This window comes from Pantoea osteomyelitidis (assembly GCF_044342975.1).
Classification (GTDB): domain Bacteria; phylum Pseudomonadota; class Gammaproteobacteria; order Enterobacterales; family Enterobacteriaceae; genus Pantoea; species Pantoea osteomyelitidis.
Window position 1 is genome coordinate 184,747 of the sequence record NZ_JBGFSN010000003.1, and the last position, 14,760, is coordinate 199,506.

The 14,760-nt window shown below is 55.8% G+C and carries 13 protein-coding genes and 2 tRNA genes; 11 read left to right on the forward strand and 4 right to left on the reverse strand.

The genetic code is table 11. The features are described 5' to 3' along the window. Positions 1-161 precede the first annotated feature (161 nt). Positions 162-2,438 (forward strand): TonB-dependent siderophore receptor, encoded by a 2,277-nt coding sequence (locus tag ABU178_RS03130; protein WP_397211898.1) that lies wholly within the window; start codon positions 162-164, stop codon positions 2,436-2,438. 3 nt (positions 2,439-2,441) lie between these two features. Here ABU178_RS03130 and pmrB read toward each other — a convergent pair whose 3' ends face one another. From pmrB to dacB, 3 genes are read right to left on the reverse strand one after another with little or no spacing between them, the layout of a single operon-like run. Then, complete coding sequence (gene pmrB / locus ABU178_RS03135; protein WP_397211900.1) at positions 2,442-3,500, reverse strand: two-component system sensor histidine kinase PmrB; 1,059 nt, start codon at positions 3,498-3,500, stop codon at positions 2,442-2,444. Beyond that, the gene (gene pmrA / locus ABU178_RS03140; protein ID WP_397211902.1) at positions 3,497-4,159 is read right to left on the reverse strand and encodes a two-component system response regulator PmrA; all 663 of its coding nucleotides are present in this window, start codon (positions 4,157-4,159) and stop codon (positions 3,497-3,499) included. The genes pmrB and pmrA overlap by 4 nt, the downstream gene beginning before the upstream one ends. Positions 4,160-4,162: 3 nt before the next feature. Beyond that, positions 4,163-5,596: a serine-type D-Ala-D-Ala carboxypeptidase gene (gene dacB, locus ABU178_RS03145; RefSeq protein ID WP_397211904.1), complete on the reverse strand. Its 1,434-nt coding sequence runs from the start codon at positions 5,594-5,596 to the stop codon at positions 4,163-4,165. Between the two features lie 249 nt (positions 5,597-5,845). On the opposite strand from dacB, the gene greA reads away from it, so the two are divergent. Continuing rightward, the gene (greA, locus tag ABU178_RS03150) at positions 5,846-6,322 is read left to right on the forward strand and encodes a transcription elongation factor GreA (RefSeq protein ID WP_397211906.1); all 477 of its coding nucleotides are present in this window, start codon (positions 5,846-5,848) and stop codon (positions 6,320-6,322) included. A gap of 127 nt (positions 6,323-6,449) precedes the next feature. On the opposite strand, the gene yhbY is transcribed toward greA, so the two are convergent. Next, entirely contained in the window at positions 6,450-6,743 is a 294-nt protein-coding gene (gene yhbY / locus ABU178_RS03155) for a ribosome assembly RNA-binding protein YhbY (protein ID WP_397211908.1), read from the reverse strand. 126 nt (positions 6,744-6,869) lie between these two features. Here yhbY and rlmE point away from each other — a divergent pair, with 126 nt between their 5' ends. The 9 genes from rlmE to nusA all read left to right on the forward strand — a co-directional run bounded on the left by rlmE (position 6,870) and on the right by nusA (position 14,746). Beyond that, the gene (gene rlmE, locus ABU178_RS03160) at positions 6,870-7,499 is read left to right on the forward strand and encodes a 23S rRNA (uridine(2552)-2'-O)-methyltransferase RlmE (RefSeq protein ID WP_397212514.1); all 630 of its coding nucleotides are present in this window, start codon (positions 6,870-6,872) and stop codon (positions 7,497-7,499) included. Positions 7,500-7,554: 55 nt separating this feature from the next. Beyond that, positions 7,555-9,486 (forward strand): ATP-dependent zinc metalloprotease FtsH, encoded by a 1,932-nt coding sequence (gene ftsH / locus ABU178_RS03165; protein ID WP_397211910.1) that lies wholly within the window; start codon positions 7,555-7,557, stop codon positions 9,484-9,486. 88 nt (positions 9,487-9,574) lie between these two features. Further along, a complete protein-coding gene (gene folP, locus ABU178_RS03170) occupies positions 9,575-10,408 on the forward strand; it encodes a dihydropteroate synthase (protein ID WP_397211912.1) in 834 nt (277 codons plus the stop codon). A gap of 4 nt (positions 10,409-10,412) precedes the next feature. Continuing rightward, the gene (gene glmM / locus ABU178_RS03175; protein ID WP_397211914.1) at positions 10,413-11,747 is read left to right on the forward strand and encodes a phosphoglucosamine mutase; all 1,335 of its coding nucleotides are present in this window, start codon (positions 10,413-10,415) and stop codon (positions 11,745-11,747) included. A gap of 217 nt (positions 11,748-11,964) precedes the next feature. Then, entirely contained in the window at positions 11,965-12,297 is a 333-nt protein-coding gene (gene secG, locus ABU178_RS03180) for a preprotein translocase subunit SecG (protein ID WP_397211916.1), read from the forward strand. 50 nt (positions 12,298-12,347) lie between these two features. After that, a tRNA-Leu gene (locus ABU178_RS03185) sits at positions 12,348-12,434 on the forward strand. Between the two features lie 59 nt (positions 12,435-12,493). Continuing rightward, positions 12,494-12,570, forward strand: a tRNA-Met gene (locus tag ABU178_RS03190). Positions 12,571-12,781: 211 nt separating this feature from the next. Then, on the forward strand, positions 12,782-13,234 hold the full coding sequence (rimP, locus tag ABU178_RS03195; protein WP_397211918.1) for a ribosome maturation factor RimP: 453 nt from the start codon (positions 12,782-12,784) through the stop codon (positions 13,232-13,234). A gap of 24 nt (positions 13,235-13,258) precedes the next feature. Then, on the forward strand, positions 13,259-14,746 hold the full coding sequence (gene nusA / locus ABU178_RS03200; RefSeq protein WP_397211920.1) for a transcription termination factor NusA: 1,488 nt from the start codon (positions 13,259-13,261) through the stop codon (positions 14,744-14,746). The last annotated feature ends 14 nt before the right edge of the window (positions 14,747-14,760 follow it).

Sequence of the window (14,760 nt, forward strand, 5' to 3'; positions counted from 1 at the left end):
GCGCGTTTCGCCCGTCACATCCACTTTTTCAAAGAGATGTAGCGGCAGGAAAGGAGATGACAGGGTTGCAACGGGCCGTTTAAAACCAACAAGAATCCTTCACCGGCTCGCCAGCGCGTTCTCGCGTTTTAGCGCTGCTGGTCATCCAGGAATGAAAAAAAATGAAAAAGCTATCACGTTTGTCATTAGCCATTCTGATTGAACTGGGTTTAACCGCGTCATTTTTCTCTGCCAGCGCAGGGGCTGCCGCAGCCGCCACCGAGGCGAGCGAAAGCGCAGCCAGCAGCCCCTCGGAAAAAGTGGACGCCGACGGCAGTACCATCATGGTGACCGCCGCTGAGCAGAACCTGCAGGCGCCCGGCGTCTCCACCATCACCGCTGATGAAATCAAAAAGCGTCCCCCCGCGCGCGATGTCTCTGAAATTATTCGCACCATGCCGGGCGTTAATCTGACCGGCAACTCCACCAGCGGCCAGCGCGGCAATAATCGCCAGATCGATATCCGCGGCATGGGACCGGAAAATACCCTGATTCTGGTTGATGGCCTGCCGGTCACCAGCCGTAACTCGGTGCGACTCGGCTGGCGTGGCGAGCGCGATACGCGCGGCGATACCAGCTGGGTGCCGCCGGAGATGATCGATCGCATCGAAGTGATCCGTGGTCCGGCTGCGGCGCGCTACGGTAACGGCGCCGCCGGCGGCGTGGTGAATATCATCACCAAAAAAGATAGCAACGAATGGCACGGCTCCTGGAACAGTTATTACAACGTGCCGCAACACAAGGATGAGGGATCAACCAAACGCACCAACTTCAGCCTGACCGGCCCGCTGGGCGACGATGTCAGTTTCCGTCTCTATGGCGGGCTGGCAAAAACTCAGGCGGATGCGCGCTTCATTAATGAAGGCCATCAGTCGCTGCGCACCGGCACCTATGCGGATACGGTGCCAGCCGGACGCGAAGGGGTTGAGAACAAAGATATCAATGCATTGCTGCGCTGGGCCTTTGCGCCGATGCAGGCGCTGGAATTCGAGGCGGGCTACAGTCGTCAGGGCAACCTTTACGCCGGTGATACGCAGAACACCAACACCAGCGCGCTGGTGCAAAGCAAATATGGCGACGAGACCAACCGTCTCTATCGTCAGAACTTTGCCGTGACCTGGACCGGCGCATGGGATAACGGCGTCAGCACCCGCACTTTCGCGCAGTATGAAAATACGCGTAACTCACGTATGGACGAAGGGCTGGCGGGCGGTACCGAAGGGATCTTCTCTGACGACGGCTTCTCCACCATTCAGCTGGATGATGTGCTGCTGCATAGCGAAGTGAGTATTCCGTTCGAGTTCGGCGTCAACCAGACGGCGACCATCGGCACAGAATGGAACCAGCAGCGCATGAAGGATCCTTCATCAAATACCCAGGCGCTGTCGGGCGGGGCAGTTGAGGGCATCTCCAGCACCAACCGCAGCCCTTATTCGCAGGCAGAGATCTTCTCGCTGTTCGCCGAAGACAATATGGAGCTGACCGACAGCACCACGCTGGTACCCGGACTGCGTTTCGATCACCATTCGATCGTTGGCAACAACTGGAGTCCGTCGCTGAACCTGTCGCAGGGGCTGGGCGACGATTTTACCCTGAAGCTGGGCATCGCCCGCGCCTATAAAGCGCCGAGCCTCTATCAGACCAATCCCAACTACCTGCTCTACAGCCGTGGTCAGGGCTGCGCGGCGAGCGCCGGCGCCTGTTATCTGATGGGCAACGAGGATCTTAAAGCGGAGACCAGCATCAACAAAGAGGTGGGGCTGGAGTGGAAACGCGACGGCTATCAGGCGGGCGTCACCTGGTTCCGCAACGACTACCGCAACAAGATCGAAGCGGGCTATCTGCCTACCGGCACCTCAACCACCGGCACCACCGATATTTATAAATGGGAAAACGTGCCGAAAGCGGTAGTGGAAGGGCTGGAAGGCACGCTGAATATTCCATTCTCCGATACGGTGAAGTGGAATAACAACATCACTTACATGTTGCAGAGCAAGAACAAGGAGACCGGCGATCGTCTGTCGATCATCCCGGCGTACACGCTGAACTCCACGCTGAGCTGGCAGGCGACGCAGGATTTGTCGCTGCAAACCACCTTAACCTGGTACGGCAAACAGGTGCCCAAGAAGTACAACTATAAAGGTGAAGCGGTAACCGGCAGCGAGCGGGATCAGGTCAGCCCTTATTCGATTCTGGGTCTGAGCGGCACTTACGACGTCAACAAGTACGCCAGCGTGACGCTGGGTATCGACAACCTGTTTGATAAGCGCCATTTCCGCGAAGGGAACGCACAGACCACCGGAAATACCACCACTGATTCTTATATGTACGGCGCAGGCGCCAATACCTATAACGAATCGGGACGGACTTACTACGTCAGCCTGAATACCCATTTTTAACGCTTAGTTTAAGCGCGCAGGCAACCAGCAGCGGGCAATCAGCCCGCTGCGATCTGGTCGGTTAAGCAGTTGCAGATGGCCGCGATGAATCTGCACGATGCGCAGCACAATATTCAGTCCCAGGCCGCTGCCGCCGTAGCGTTGATCCCGGCGGCGGAACGCACGGGTTAACTCCTCAGCCGCACCCGTATCGATCCCCGGACCTTCATCCGTCACGCTGAGCACCACGCCATCCTCTTCCTGTTTAATGGCGATGGTCACGCCGCTGCCCTCCGGGCTGTAACGCGAAGCGTTCTCCAGCAGGTTGCGCAGCATCAGGCGCAGCAGCGTGGCATCTCCCTGAAGCGAATACTCCACCACGTCAGGCCAGCGCAGCTGCTGGGCGCGCTGTGCAAACAGTTCCGCCATTTCCGGCTGTAGAGGCTGAAAAATCGCCTCCTGCCAGGAGAGGATTTGATAATGACCGCTGGCCAACGCCTGACCGGCGCGCGAGAGCATCAGCAGCTGTTCTACGGTGTGCATCAACTGGTCGATACGCGTTATCAGCATTTCGCTCTGCGCGACGCCCTGCTGCTGCATCAGCTCAAGGTGCAGACGCAGCCCGGCCAGCGGCGTACGCAGCTCATGCGCGGCATCGGCGGTAAACAGGCGCTCCTGCTGCAACGTATGATCGAGGCGCGACAACAGCTGATTGAGCGAAGAGGTGACCGCAACGATTTCATCCATCTCCGAATAAAGCGGCAGCGGCGAAAGATTATCGGCTGAACGTTCCGCCAGGCTGCGCTGCAAGGCGCGCAGAGGACGAACAATCCAGCTGATGGCCCAGAACGAGAGGATCAGCGTGAAGCAGACCATCACCAGCGAGGGCAGCAGCAGCGAAGCGATGGCTTCACGGATTTCATTTTCAACGTGCTGATTACGCGCTTTTTCCGACAGGGTTTCGTTGACCAGAAAACCGATCTGTTCGCGGCTTTCATGCCACAGCCAGATAGCGCTCATTACCTGACAGGTGAGCAAGATCAGCGCCAGCATGATCAACAGTCGCTGACGCATACTGTTCACAGGCGTTCTTCCAGCCGGTAGCCCACGCCGCGCACGGTTTTGATACGATCTTTCCCCAGCTTGCGCCGCAGGTTATGAATATGCACTTCCAGCGTGTTGGAGCCGTTGTCGTCCTGCCAGCTGTAGAGATCCTGCTGCAGCGTTTCACGATGCACATTCTGCCCGATACGCATCAGCAGGCGCGTCAGCAGGGCAAACTCCTTCGGCGTGATTTCAACCGGCTGGCTTTCCAGCAGCACCTGTTGCGAAGAGAGGTTAAGCACCAAATCGCCATGCTGCAAAAGATTGTCGCTGTGGCCCTGATAGCGACGAATCAGGGCGCGCACCCTGGCCTGCAACTCGGCCAGCGCGAAGGGTTTGATCAGATAATCGTCCGCGCCGGCATCCAGCCCGTCAACGCGATCCTCCAGCGCATCGCGCGCCGTGAGGATCAGCACCGGCAGATCGATGCCCGCTTTGCGCCACTGACGCAGCAGATCGCTGCCGTCCCGATCGGGCAGGCCGAGATCCAGCACGATCAAACTGTACTGACCGCTGTGCAGCAGGGCGTCGCTCTCCGCTGCGCTCGCGGCGCAGTCGATAGCATAACCCTGGCTGCTCAGCGCCTGCGCCAGGCCAGCCTGCAGCAACATGTCATCTTCGATAATCAGCAGCTTCATAGGTCAGTTATTCTGGTAGATGTCTTTGTAAAGGCGGCTCTCAAAGCGCACCAGCGGCACGCGACGCGTACGCTGATCTTCCGGCGGAACGGCATAGCCCGACAGATATTGCACAAAGGCCACGCGCGCGCCGCTGGCGGTGGTGATAAAGCCTGCCAGGTTGTAGACACCCTGCAGGGAACCGGTTTTCGCCGAGACTTTGCCATCCACGCCCGCTTCATGCAGACCGCCGCGATAACGCAGCGTACCGTCATAACCTGCCAGCGGCAGCATTGATATGTAGTTTAGCGTCTGATCGTTTTTCGCAATGTATTGCAGCGCCTGCATCATGGTATCGGGCGCAATCAAATCATGACGCGACAGGCCGGAACCATCCACCTGAATGCTGTTGCCCATATCGATGTTCGCTTTCTCTTTCAAAATACGCCGAACCGCATCGGAACCGGCGCGCCAGGTGCCGGGCACGTTGAAATAGTGGTGGCCGATGGTGCGGAAAACCGTGTCAGCAATCATGTTGTCTGACTTCTTCAGCATCATTTTCAGCAGATCGTGCAGCGGCGCAGACTGCGTCGAGGCCAGCACCGTGGCGGGCGAGGTTACCTGCGTCTGGCGCAGCAGATGGCCGCTGTAATCGATCTTCGCCTGATGCAGTTCATCTTTCAGAATTTCGCCCGCCCAGGCGGCGCCATCCTGTACCGCAAACGCCAGCGGCAGCGGCTCAGCGCGCTGGCGCATACAGCCGGTCAGGGTGTAGCGGTTCAGCTCGCCGGGTACCACGTCCAGCTCGCAATATTGTCCTTCGCCGCTGTTGCGGCCAATTGTACGCACCTGGCTGAACATATGGGCAGGATAATAGGAAGCGATGCGGATAAACGCATTTTCGCCCGGCGAACTGGCGCTGTAGAGCGACACCGAAAAGCAGTTTTTATCCACAATTGCTGCCGCCGGCGGGGCGCTGAAGCATTGGGTTATATCATTCCACGGCCAGCCCGGCGCCATATCGTGGCTGGCAAATACCGAGGTATCAATCACCAGATTGCCTTTGATCTGGTTAATGCCCTGTTTCTTTAGCGCAGCCACCATGTTGCGCAGATCCTGACGGCTCAACGTCGGGTCGCCGCCGAAGCGCGCCACCAGATCGCCATTCAGCGTGCCGTCGCTCACGGCGCCTTTGGTCTCCAGCGTGGTCTGAAAACGGAAATCGCTGCCCAGTTCCAGCAGTGCCGCCAGCGCGGTAAAAACTTTCATGGTGCTGGCAGGCAGCGCCATCTGTTTGCCGTGATAATCGATTATCGGGGTGGATGCGCCTACTTTCTGTACCATCAGCGCCAGATTGGTGCCGTCCGGCAGATACTGCATGTATTCCTCAACGGAAGCTGCTTGCGCCTGCAGCATAAATGCACAGGTTAATCCGGTAACAAGTCGTGAAAATCGCATAATCTCGCGGTAACTGGCAGGTGAAGCCGTCAATACTACGTCCCATGACGGTGGAAAGTAAACGATGACCCACAGGGAACTCTGCGTTAAAATACGTATCAAATTGCAAAACCCTTTCCTGGCCCGGAACCTTGTCCGGGTCAGGATTCTTTTGTTTGCAAAACGGGGTAACGCGTCGCAGAACGCTTTTTTCTGCAGTCACCGGTCAGGATGACGCCGTTTAAACAGGACAGATGACGAGGAGTTAAAATGAATCAGATTCCCATGACGTTAAGGGGCGCAGAGAAGCTGCGTGAAGAACTTCATGAGCTGAAAAATGTGAAGCGCCCACGCATCATCGCCTCTATTGCCGATGCCCGCGAGCATGGCGACTTAAAAGAGAACGCCGAGTATCACGCCGCGCGTGAAGAGCAGGGCTTTTGCGAAGGGCGTATTCAGGAGATCGAGGCCAAGCTGTCGAATGCGCAGGTGATCGACGTCACCAAAATGCCGCAGACCGGCCGCGTGATTTTCGGCGCCACCGTGACGGTAGTGAATACCGAGACGGACGAAGAGGCGACCTACCGCATCGTGGGCGATGACGAAGCAGATTTTAAACAAAATCTGATTTCTGTGAACTCGCCGATGGCGCGAGGGCTGGTAGGGAAAGAGGTTGATGATGTTACCATCATTAAAACCCCCGGCGGCGATGTCGAATATGAGGTTTTGAAGGTAGAATACCTTTAAGATATTGCTACGCTTTGAAATGTGTAGATTCATATTGTAAAGAAAGGAAAAAGGCCGCGCTGCGGCCTTTTAACCCATGCAGGAGCATGGCACTTTCTCTGCCCGGAGCCAGACATCTCTTACAGACTTAACGCGGCAGAGAAATCTTGCTCTCCTTTGACGGGCGATACAGCACCAGCGTTTTGCCGATCACCTGAACATTACAGGCGCGGGTTTCACGCAGGATAGCCTCAACCACTAGCTGCCGGGTTTCACGATCTTCGGTGGCGATTTTCACCTTGATCAGCTCGTGGTGTTCAAGCGCGTGTTCGATCTCGGCCAGCACGCCTTCTGTCAGGCCATTGTTGCCCAGCATGACGACAGGCTTGAGCGGATGGGCGAGGCCTTTCAGGTGCTGTTTTTGTTTGGTACTCAGATTCATCGTATTTTTTGCTTACTTTGGGATTGAAAACGGGTCATTCTACCGCCATCTCGGGTATATCACCAAATCAACAGCGCCCATTGCGTGATGATTTATCGCTACGATGAAGATTTAGTTGGAAAAATTATGACGGGTAAAAAGCGTTCGGCCAGTTCAAGCCGCTGGCTTCAGGAACACTTTAGCGATAAATATGTGCAGCAGGCACAGAAAAAAGGGTTGCGTTCGCGCGCCTGGTTTAAACTTGATGAAATACAACAGGGTGACAAGCTGTTCAAACCCGGCATGACCGTGGTAGATCTGGGCGCTGCGCCTGGCGGCTGGTCGCAATACGTTGTACAACAGATTGGATCGCGCGGGCGCATCATTGCCTGTGATATTTTACCGATGGATCCGATTGTTGGTGTCGATTTCCTTCAGGGCGATTTTCGTGAAGAATCGGTCATTAAAGCGTTGCTTGAACGTGTCGGCGACGAAAAAGTTCAGGTTGTCATGTCAGATATGGCACCCAACATGAGCGGTACACCTGCCGTTGATATTCCCCGGTCGATGTATTTGGTAGAATTGGCGCTGGAAATGTGTCGGGATATCCTTGCACCAGGCGGCAGTTTTGTGGTGAAAGTGTTTCAGGGAGATGGCTTCGATGAATACCTCCGGGAAATTCGCTCCCTGTTTACGAAAGTGAAAATTCGTAAGCCGGACGCTTCGCGATCACGTTCGCGCGAAGTGTACATTGTAGCGACAGGGCGCAAACTATAGTACCCTACGCTGTCTGTTAACACAGTTGTAATATGAGGTTAATCCCTTGAGTGACATGGCGAAAAACCTGATTCTCTGGTTAGTCATCGCGGTCGTGCTGATGTCGGTATTCCAGAGCTTTGGGCCCAGCGAGTCGAATGGCCGTAGGGTTGATTATTCAACCTTCCTGTCGGAAGTGAACCAGGATCAGGTCCGCGAGGCACGTATTAACGGGCGTGAGATTAACGTTACCAAAAAAGACAGTAATAAATACACGACCTATATTCCTGTCAACGATCCCAAGTTACTCGATAACCTGTTGACCAAAAACGTCAAAGTGGTTGGCGAACCGCCGGAAGAGCCGAGCCTGCTGGCTTCAATCTTTATCTCCTGGTTCCCGATGCTGCTGCTGATTGGCGTGTGGATCTTCTTTATGCGGCAGATGCAGGGCGGCGGTGGCAAGGGCGCGATGTCCTTTGGCAAGAGCAAAGCCCGTATGCTGACCGAAGATCAGATCAAAACCACGTTTTCTGATGTCGCAGGCTGTGACGAAGCAAAAGAAGAAGTGGGCGAGCTGGTCGAATACCTGCGCGAGCCGAGTCGTTTCCAGAAGCTGGGCGGCAAGATTCCTAAAGGCGTGCTGATGGTGGGCCCGCCGGGTACCGGTAAAACCCTGCTGGCGAAAGCGATCGCCGGTGAAGCGAAAGTGCCTTTCTTTACCATTTCAGGTTCTGACTTCGTGGAAATGTTCGTAGGCGTCGGCGCATCTCGCGTGCGTGACATGTTCGAACAGGCGAAGAAAGCCGCTCCCTGCATCATCTTTATCGATGAGATCGATGCGGTGGGTCGTCAGCGCGGCGCCGGTTTAGGCGGTGGTCACGATGAACGTGAGCAGACTCTGAACCAGATGCTGGTTGAGATGGACGGCTTCGAAGGCAATGAAGGTATTATTGTTATCGCGGCGACTAACCGTCCTGACGTGCTTGACCCGGCGCTGTTGCGTCCCGGTCGTTTTGACCGCCAGGTCGTCGTCGGTCTGCCGGACGTGCGAGGACGTGAGCAGATTCTGAAAGTGCATATGCGTCGCGTGCCTTTGGCGACGGATGTCGATGCGGCGATTATCGCGCGTGGTACGCCGGGCTTCTCCGGCGCCGATCTGGCTAACCTGGTGAACGAAGCTGCGCTGTTTGCGGCGCGCGGCAACAAGCGCGTGGTTTCCATGGTTGAGTTCGAGAAAGCGAAAGACAAAATCATGATGGGTGCGGAACGTCGATCCATGGTGATGACGGAATCGCAGAAAGAGTCGACCGCGTATCACGAAGCGGGCCATGCGATTATCGGTCGCCTTGTGCCGGAACACGATCCGGTTCACAAAGTGACGATTATTCCGCGCGGCCGTGCTCTCGGCGTGACCTTCTTCCTGCCGGAAGGGGATGCGATCAGCGCCAGCCGTCAGAAGCTGGAAAGTCAGATCTCTACCCTGTACGGCGGCCGTCTGGCGGAAGAGATCATTTACGGTTCAGAACATGTTTCTACCGGTGCCTCCAACGACATCAAAGTGGCCACTAACCTGGCGCGTAACATGGTGACGCAGTGGGGCTTCTCGGAAAAACTGGGTCCGTTGCTTTATGCGGAAGAAGAAGGCGAAGTGTTCTTAGGACGTTCCGTTGCCAAGGCGAAACATATGTCTGACGAAACGGCGCGTATTATCGACCAGGAAGTAAAACACCTGATCGACAGTAACTACCAGCGCGCTCGCCGTATTCTGAACGAAAACATGGACATCCTTCACGCGATGAAAGACGCGCTGATGAAGTATGAAACCATTGATGCTCCGCAGATCGATGACCTGATGGCGCGCCGCGAAGTGCGTCCGCCAGCGGGTTGGGATGATGCAGGCAACAGCAACAACTCGGACAACAGCGGTACGCCGAAGGCGCCGCGTCCGGTTGATGAACCGCGTACGCCGAACCCAGGCAATACCATGTCTGAGCAGCTCGACAAATAAGGCGTTCTGCGCGCTAAAACAAAACCCCGGCTGGTCCGGGGTTTTTTACATCCATTATTTTGCTTTTTGTCTCAAGGGGACCTTAGTCATGAAGTTGTACGCCCGTGATTCCCATCTCGATCTCTCTTTTCCGCATGTGATGGGTATTCTTAACGTCACGCCGGACTCCTTCTCTGATGGCGGTAAACACAATTCGCTGGTTGACGCGCTAACGCATACCAATGAGATGGTGAATGCCGGGGCAACCATTATCGACGTGGGCGGAGAGTCGACGCGGCCCGGTGCGGATGAGGTCAGCGTGGAAGAGGAGCTGGCGCGCGTGATACCGATCGTAGAAGCGATTGCGCAGCGTTTTGAAGTCTGGATCTCCGTTGATACCTCGAAAGCAGAAGTGATACGCGAAGCGGCGCGAGCGGGCGCTCACATCATCAACGATATCCGTTCGCTCTCGGAGCCGGGCGCGCTGGCCGCGGCGGCAGAAACCGATCTGCCGGTGTGCCTGATGCATATGCAGGGCGAACCGCGCACCATGCAGCAGGCGCCTGATTATCAGAATGTGGTCAGCGAAGTGGACGCTTACTTCGCTCAGCAGATCGCCCGATGTGAAGCGGCCGGCATCAAAAAACAGAATCTGCTGCTCGACCCCGGCTTTGGTTTCGGTAAGAATCTCAACCACAATTATGAGCTGCTGGCCCACCTGGCTGATTTTCACCATTTCGGCCTGCCGCTGCTGGTCGGGATGTCGCGTAAATCGATGATTGGGCAGCTGCTGAATGTCGGTCCTTCGCAGCGCTTAACCGGCAGCCTGACCTGCGCGGTGATTGCCGCCATGCAGGGGGCGCAGATTATTCGTGTGCATGACGTAAAAGAAACGGTCGAAGCGATGCGAGTTGTCGAAGCGACACGGAGAGCAAAAGGATAACCAAGTGAGTAAGCGTAAATATTTCGGTACAGATGGCATTCGCGGCAAAGTAGGCGAAACGCCAATTACTCCTGATTTTGTACTGAAGCTGGGCTGGGCGGCGGGCAAGGTGCTGGCGCGCCACGGCTCGAAAAAAATCATTATCGGCAAAGATACCCGCATCTCCGGCTATATGCTGGAGTCCGCGCTGGAAGCGGGCCTGGCGGCTGCCGGGCTGACCGCCGCCTTCACCGGGCCGATGCCGACCCCGGCGATTGCCTATCTGACGCGCACTTTCCGCGCCGAGGCGGGTATCGTGATCTCCGCGTCGCATAACCCCTTCGACGATAACGGCATCAAATTTTTCTCTACCGAAGGCACGAAATTGCCTGACGAAGTGGAAGAGGCGATTGAACGCGAGATGGATAAGCCGATTACCTGCGTGGAATCAGCGGAACTGGGACGTGCCAGCCGTATTGTTGATGCTGCGGGCCGCTATATCGAATTTTGCAAAGGCACTTTTCCCAGCGAGCTGAGCCTGAACGGTCTGAAAATTGTTGTGGACTGCGCGAACGGCGCGACCTATCACATCGCGCCAAACGTGCTGCGCGAGCTGGGCGCCAAAGTGATCGCCATCGGCATCCAGCCCGACGGCATGAACATCAACAAGGCGTGCGGTGCGACCGATTTGGCTATGCTGCAACAGCGCGTGCTGGATGAAAAAGCGGACCTGGGACTCGCCTATGACGGCGACGGCGACCGCATCATGATGGTGGACCATCAGGGCAACAAGGTCGATGGCGATCAGATCCTCTATATCATCGCCCGTGAAGGCTTACGGCAGGGCCAGCTGCGCGGCGGCGTGGTCGGCACGCTGATGAGCAATATGGGGCTGGAGCTGGCGCTAAAACAGCTTGGCATTCCCTTTGCGCGCGCGAAAGTGGGCGACCGCTATGTGCTGGAGAAGATGCAGGAGAAGGGCTGGCGTCTCGGCGCGGAAAACTCCGGCCATGTTATTCTGCTCGATAAAACCACTACGGGCGACGGCATCGTTGCAGGTTTGCAAGTGCTTACCGCCATGGTGCGCAATCATATGAGCCTGCACGATCTGTGCAGCGGCATGAAGCTGCTGCCGCAGGTGCTGGTGAACGTGCGCTTTAGCGGCGACTCCGATCCGCTGGAGACCAACGCGGTGAAAGCAGTGGCGGCCGAAGTGGAAAAAGCGCTGGCGGGACGCGGACGCGTGCTGCTGCGTAAATCGGGCACCGAACCGCTGATCCGCGTGATGGTGGAAGGGGAAGACGAGGCGCAGGTCACCGCGCTGGCTCATCGCATCGCGGACGCGGTAAAAGCGGTTTAACCCTTGACAGGCGGTGGGATTTTTATCCGAACCGCCTGTAAAATCACCGCTCTGGCGCTTTTTTCCGCAATCAGTCGCGCCGTTGAAAATTGCGCTTGCAGAGGGTTACGCCTTTGGTTAGTATTCACACCCGCTTCCGATGGGTGATGACGATACTCTCCATCGATACTGGTGAAGCTTTAACTGTGCGGTTATCGTGCAAGGAAACAGGTTGATTATGTACGAAGCTCTTTTGGTAGTTTTCCTTATTGTGGCAATCGGCCTTGTGGGTCTGATCATGCTTCAGCAAGGTAAAGGCGCTGATATGGGAGCCTCATTCGGTGCAGGCGCATCTGCAACGCTGTTCGGTTCCACGGGTTCTGGTAACTTCATGACTCGCATGACCGCAGTGCTGGCGACGCTGTTCTTCATCATCAGCTTGATTCTGGGTAACCTGAACAGCAATAAGACTTCTAAAGGAAGCGAGTGGGAAAATCTCACTGCGCCGGCTCAGTCTCAACAGACTCAGCCAGCTAAACCGGCAACGCCGGGCAATGATATCCCGCAGTAACATCGTCAATGCTTGCGACGCGACAGTTTACCGGTCGCAGTCCAAAAAGTGCCGAGGTGGTGGAATTGGTAGACACGCTACCTTGAGGTGGTAGTGCCCGATTGGGCTTACGGGTTCAAGTCCCGTCCTCGGTACCAAATCTCAGTAATACTTGCATTTAATGCATGTTCGGCGTAACATTCGCCACGTTTTCGGACGCGGGGTGGAGCAGCCTGGTAGCTCGTCGGGCTCATAACCCGAAGGTCGTCGGTTCAAATCCGGCCCCCGCAACCACTTTCCCTTAGTGTTCTTTTTCAAATATACTGTATGCATCGACGGACGCATTCTCAGTGAGTTTTGAAAAAAATTCTTTTGGATTGTGTGCCGAGCCGCATAGCGGCGTACAGGGTCCAGTCATAAAAAGCCCCGAATTTTCGGGGTTTTTTGTTATCAGGAAATCGTAACACTGGGCTATAGGCCCTTTTTTTATGTCTTGGGGGTGGGCTTGTCCACATTAGAGCAAAAATTGACAGAGTTGGTATCAGCTCCGGTAGAAGCGCTTGGCTACGAACTGGTCGGTGTTGAATTCGTTCGTGGTCGCACATCCACACTGCGCATCTATATTGATAGTGAAAATGGTATCACTGTCGACGATTGCGCTGATGTCAGCCACCAGGTAAGCGCGGTATTTGATGTGGAAGATCCCATTACCGTTGCTTACAACCTTGAAGTCTCCTCACCGGGCCTCGATCGTCCCATGTTTACCGCTGAACATTACGCGCGTTTTGTGGGGGAAGAAGTGAGTCTGGTGCTGCGTATGGCCGTTCAAAACCGCCGTAAATGGCAGGGCATCATTAAGTCTGTTGAAGGCGAAATGGTGACGGTGACCGTTGAGGGTAACGATGAAGTGTTCGCGCTGAGCAATATTCAGAAAGCGAACCTGGTCCCCCACTTTTAAAAGTCCGGATTGAGGCTAACCAGGATGAATAAAGAGATCTTAGCTGTTGTAGAAGCCGTTTCTAACGAAAAAGCCCTGCCGCGTGAGAAAATCTTCGAGGCGCTGGAGAGCGCTTTGGCCACAGCCACCAAGAAGAAATATGAGCAAGAGATCGATGTGCGTGTCAGCATCGATCGTAGAAGCGGCGACTTCGATACGTTCCGCCGCTGGCAGATCGTGGATGAGGTAACGCAGCCGACGCGCGAGATCACACTGGACGCAGCCCGCTTCGAAGATGAAGCGTTCAATCTGGGTGATTATGTTGAAGACCAGATTGAATCTGTGACCTTTGACCGCATTACCACGCAGACGGCGAAACAGGTTATCGTGCAGAAAGTGCGCGAAGCTGAACGCGCGATGGTCGTGGATCAGTTCCGCGAGCAGGAAGGTGATATCATCACCGGCGTAGTGAAGAAAGTGAATCGCGACAACATCACGCTGGACCTCGGCAGCAACGCCGAAGCCGTTATCGTGCGTGAAGATATGCTGCCGCGTGAAAACTTCCGTCCGGGCGATCGCATTCGCGGCGTGCTTTACGCAGTACGTCCGGAAGCGCGCGGGGCGCAGCTGTTTGTTACCCGCTCCAAGCCGGAAATGTTGATTGAGCTGTTCCGCATCGAAGTGCCGGAAATTGGCGAAGAAGTTATCGAGATCAAAGCGGCTGCCCGTGATCCCGGTTCCCGCGCTAAAATTGCAGTGAAAACCAACGATAAACGTATCGATCCGGTGGGTGCCTGTGTGGGCATGCGCGGCGCGCGCGTTCAGGCCGTTTCCAGCGAACTGGGCGGCGAGCGTATCGATATCGTGCTGTGGGATGATAACCCGGCGCAGTTTGTGATTAACGCCATGGCCCCGGCCGACGTGGCGTCAATTGTGGTCGACGAAGATAACCACACCATGGATATCGCTGTAGAAGCCGGAAATCTGGCTCAGGCGATCGGCCGCAATGGCCAAAACGTGCGTCTGGCTTCACAGCTGAGCGGCTGGGAGCTGAACGTGATGACCGTCGATGATCTGCAGGCTAAACATCAGGCCGAAGCCCACGCAGCGATCGATATGTTCACCAAACACCTCGACATCGACGAAGAGTTCGCCACCGTACTGGTGGAAGAGGGCTTCTCTACCCTGGAAGAGCTGGCTTACGTGCCGCTTAACGAGTTGCTGGAGATTGAAGGCCTCGACGAAGAGACGATTGAAGCCCTGCGTGAACGAGCAAAAAATGCGTTAACCACCCTGGCGCTGGCGAAAGAAGAGAGCCGTGGCAATCAGGAGCCTGCTGAGGATCTTCTGAATCTCGACGGCCTGGATCGTGCGCTGGCATTCCGCCTGGCGGCGATCGGCGTATCTACGCTGGAAGACCTCGCCGAGCAAGGTGTCGACGACCTGACAGACATTGAAGGGCTTGATGATGAAAAAGCCGGCGCGCTGATTATGGCCGCTCGCAATATCTGCTGGTTCGGCGATGACGCATAATAACAGGAAGGAAC

Coding starts and splice junctions, on each gene's coding strand:
- rlmE (WP_397212514.1), top strand. CDS start 6,870: ATGACGGGTAAAAAGCGTTCGGCCAGTTCAAGCCGCTGGCTTCAGGAA.
- yhbY (WP_397211908.1), bottom strand. CDS start 6,743: ATGAATCTGAGTACCAAACAAAAACAGCACCTGAAAGGCCTCGCCCAT.
- secG (WP_397211916.1), top strand. CDS start 11,965: ATGTACGAAGCTCTTTTGGTAGTTTTCCTTATTGTGGCAATCGGCCTT.
- folP (WP_397211912.1), top strand. CDS start 9,575: ATGAAGTTGTACGCCCGTGATTCCCATCTCGATCTCTCTTTTCCGCAT.
- pmrA (WP_397211902.1), bottom strand. CDS start 4,159: ATGAAGCTGCTGATTATCGAAGATGACATGTTGCTGCAGGCTGGCCTG.
- ABU178_RS03130 (WP_397211898.1), top strand. CDS start 162: ATGAAAAAGCTATCACGTTTGTCATTAGCCATTCTGATTGAACTGGGT.
- ftsH (WP_397211910.1), top strand. CDS start 7,555: ATGGCGAAAAACCTGATTCTCTGGTTAGTCATCGCGGTCGTGCTGATG.
- greA (WP_397211906.1), top strand. CDS start 5,846: ATGAATCAGATTCCCATGACGTTAAGGGGCGCAGAGAAGCTGCGTGAA.
- dacB (WP_397211904.1), bottom strand. CDS start 5,596: ATGCGATTTTCACGACTTGTTACCGGATTAACCTGTGCATTTATGCTG.
- nusA (WP_397211920.1), top strand. CDS start 13,259: ATGAATAAAGAGATCTTAGCTGTTGTAGAAGCCGTTTCTAACGAAAAA.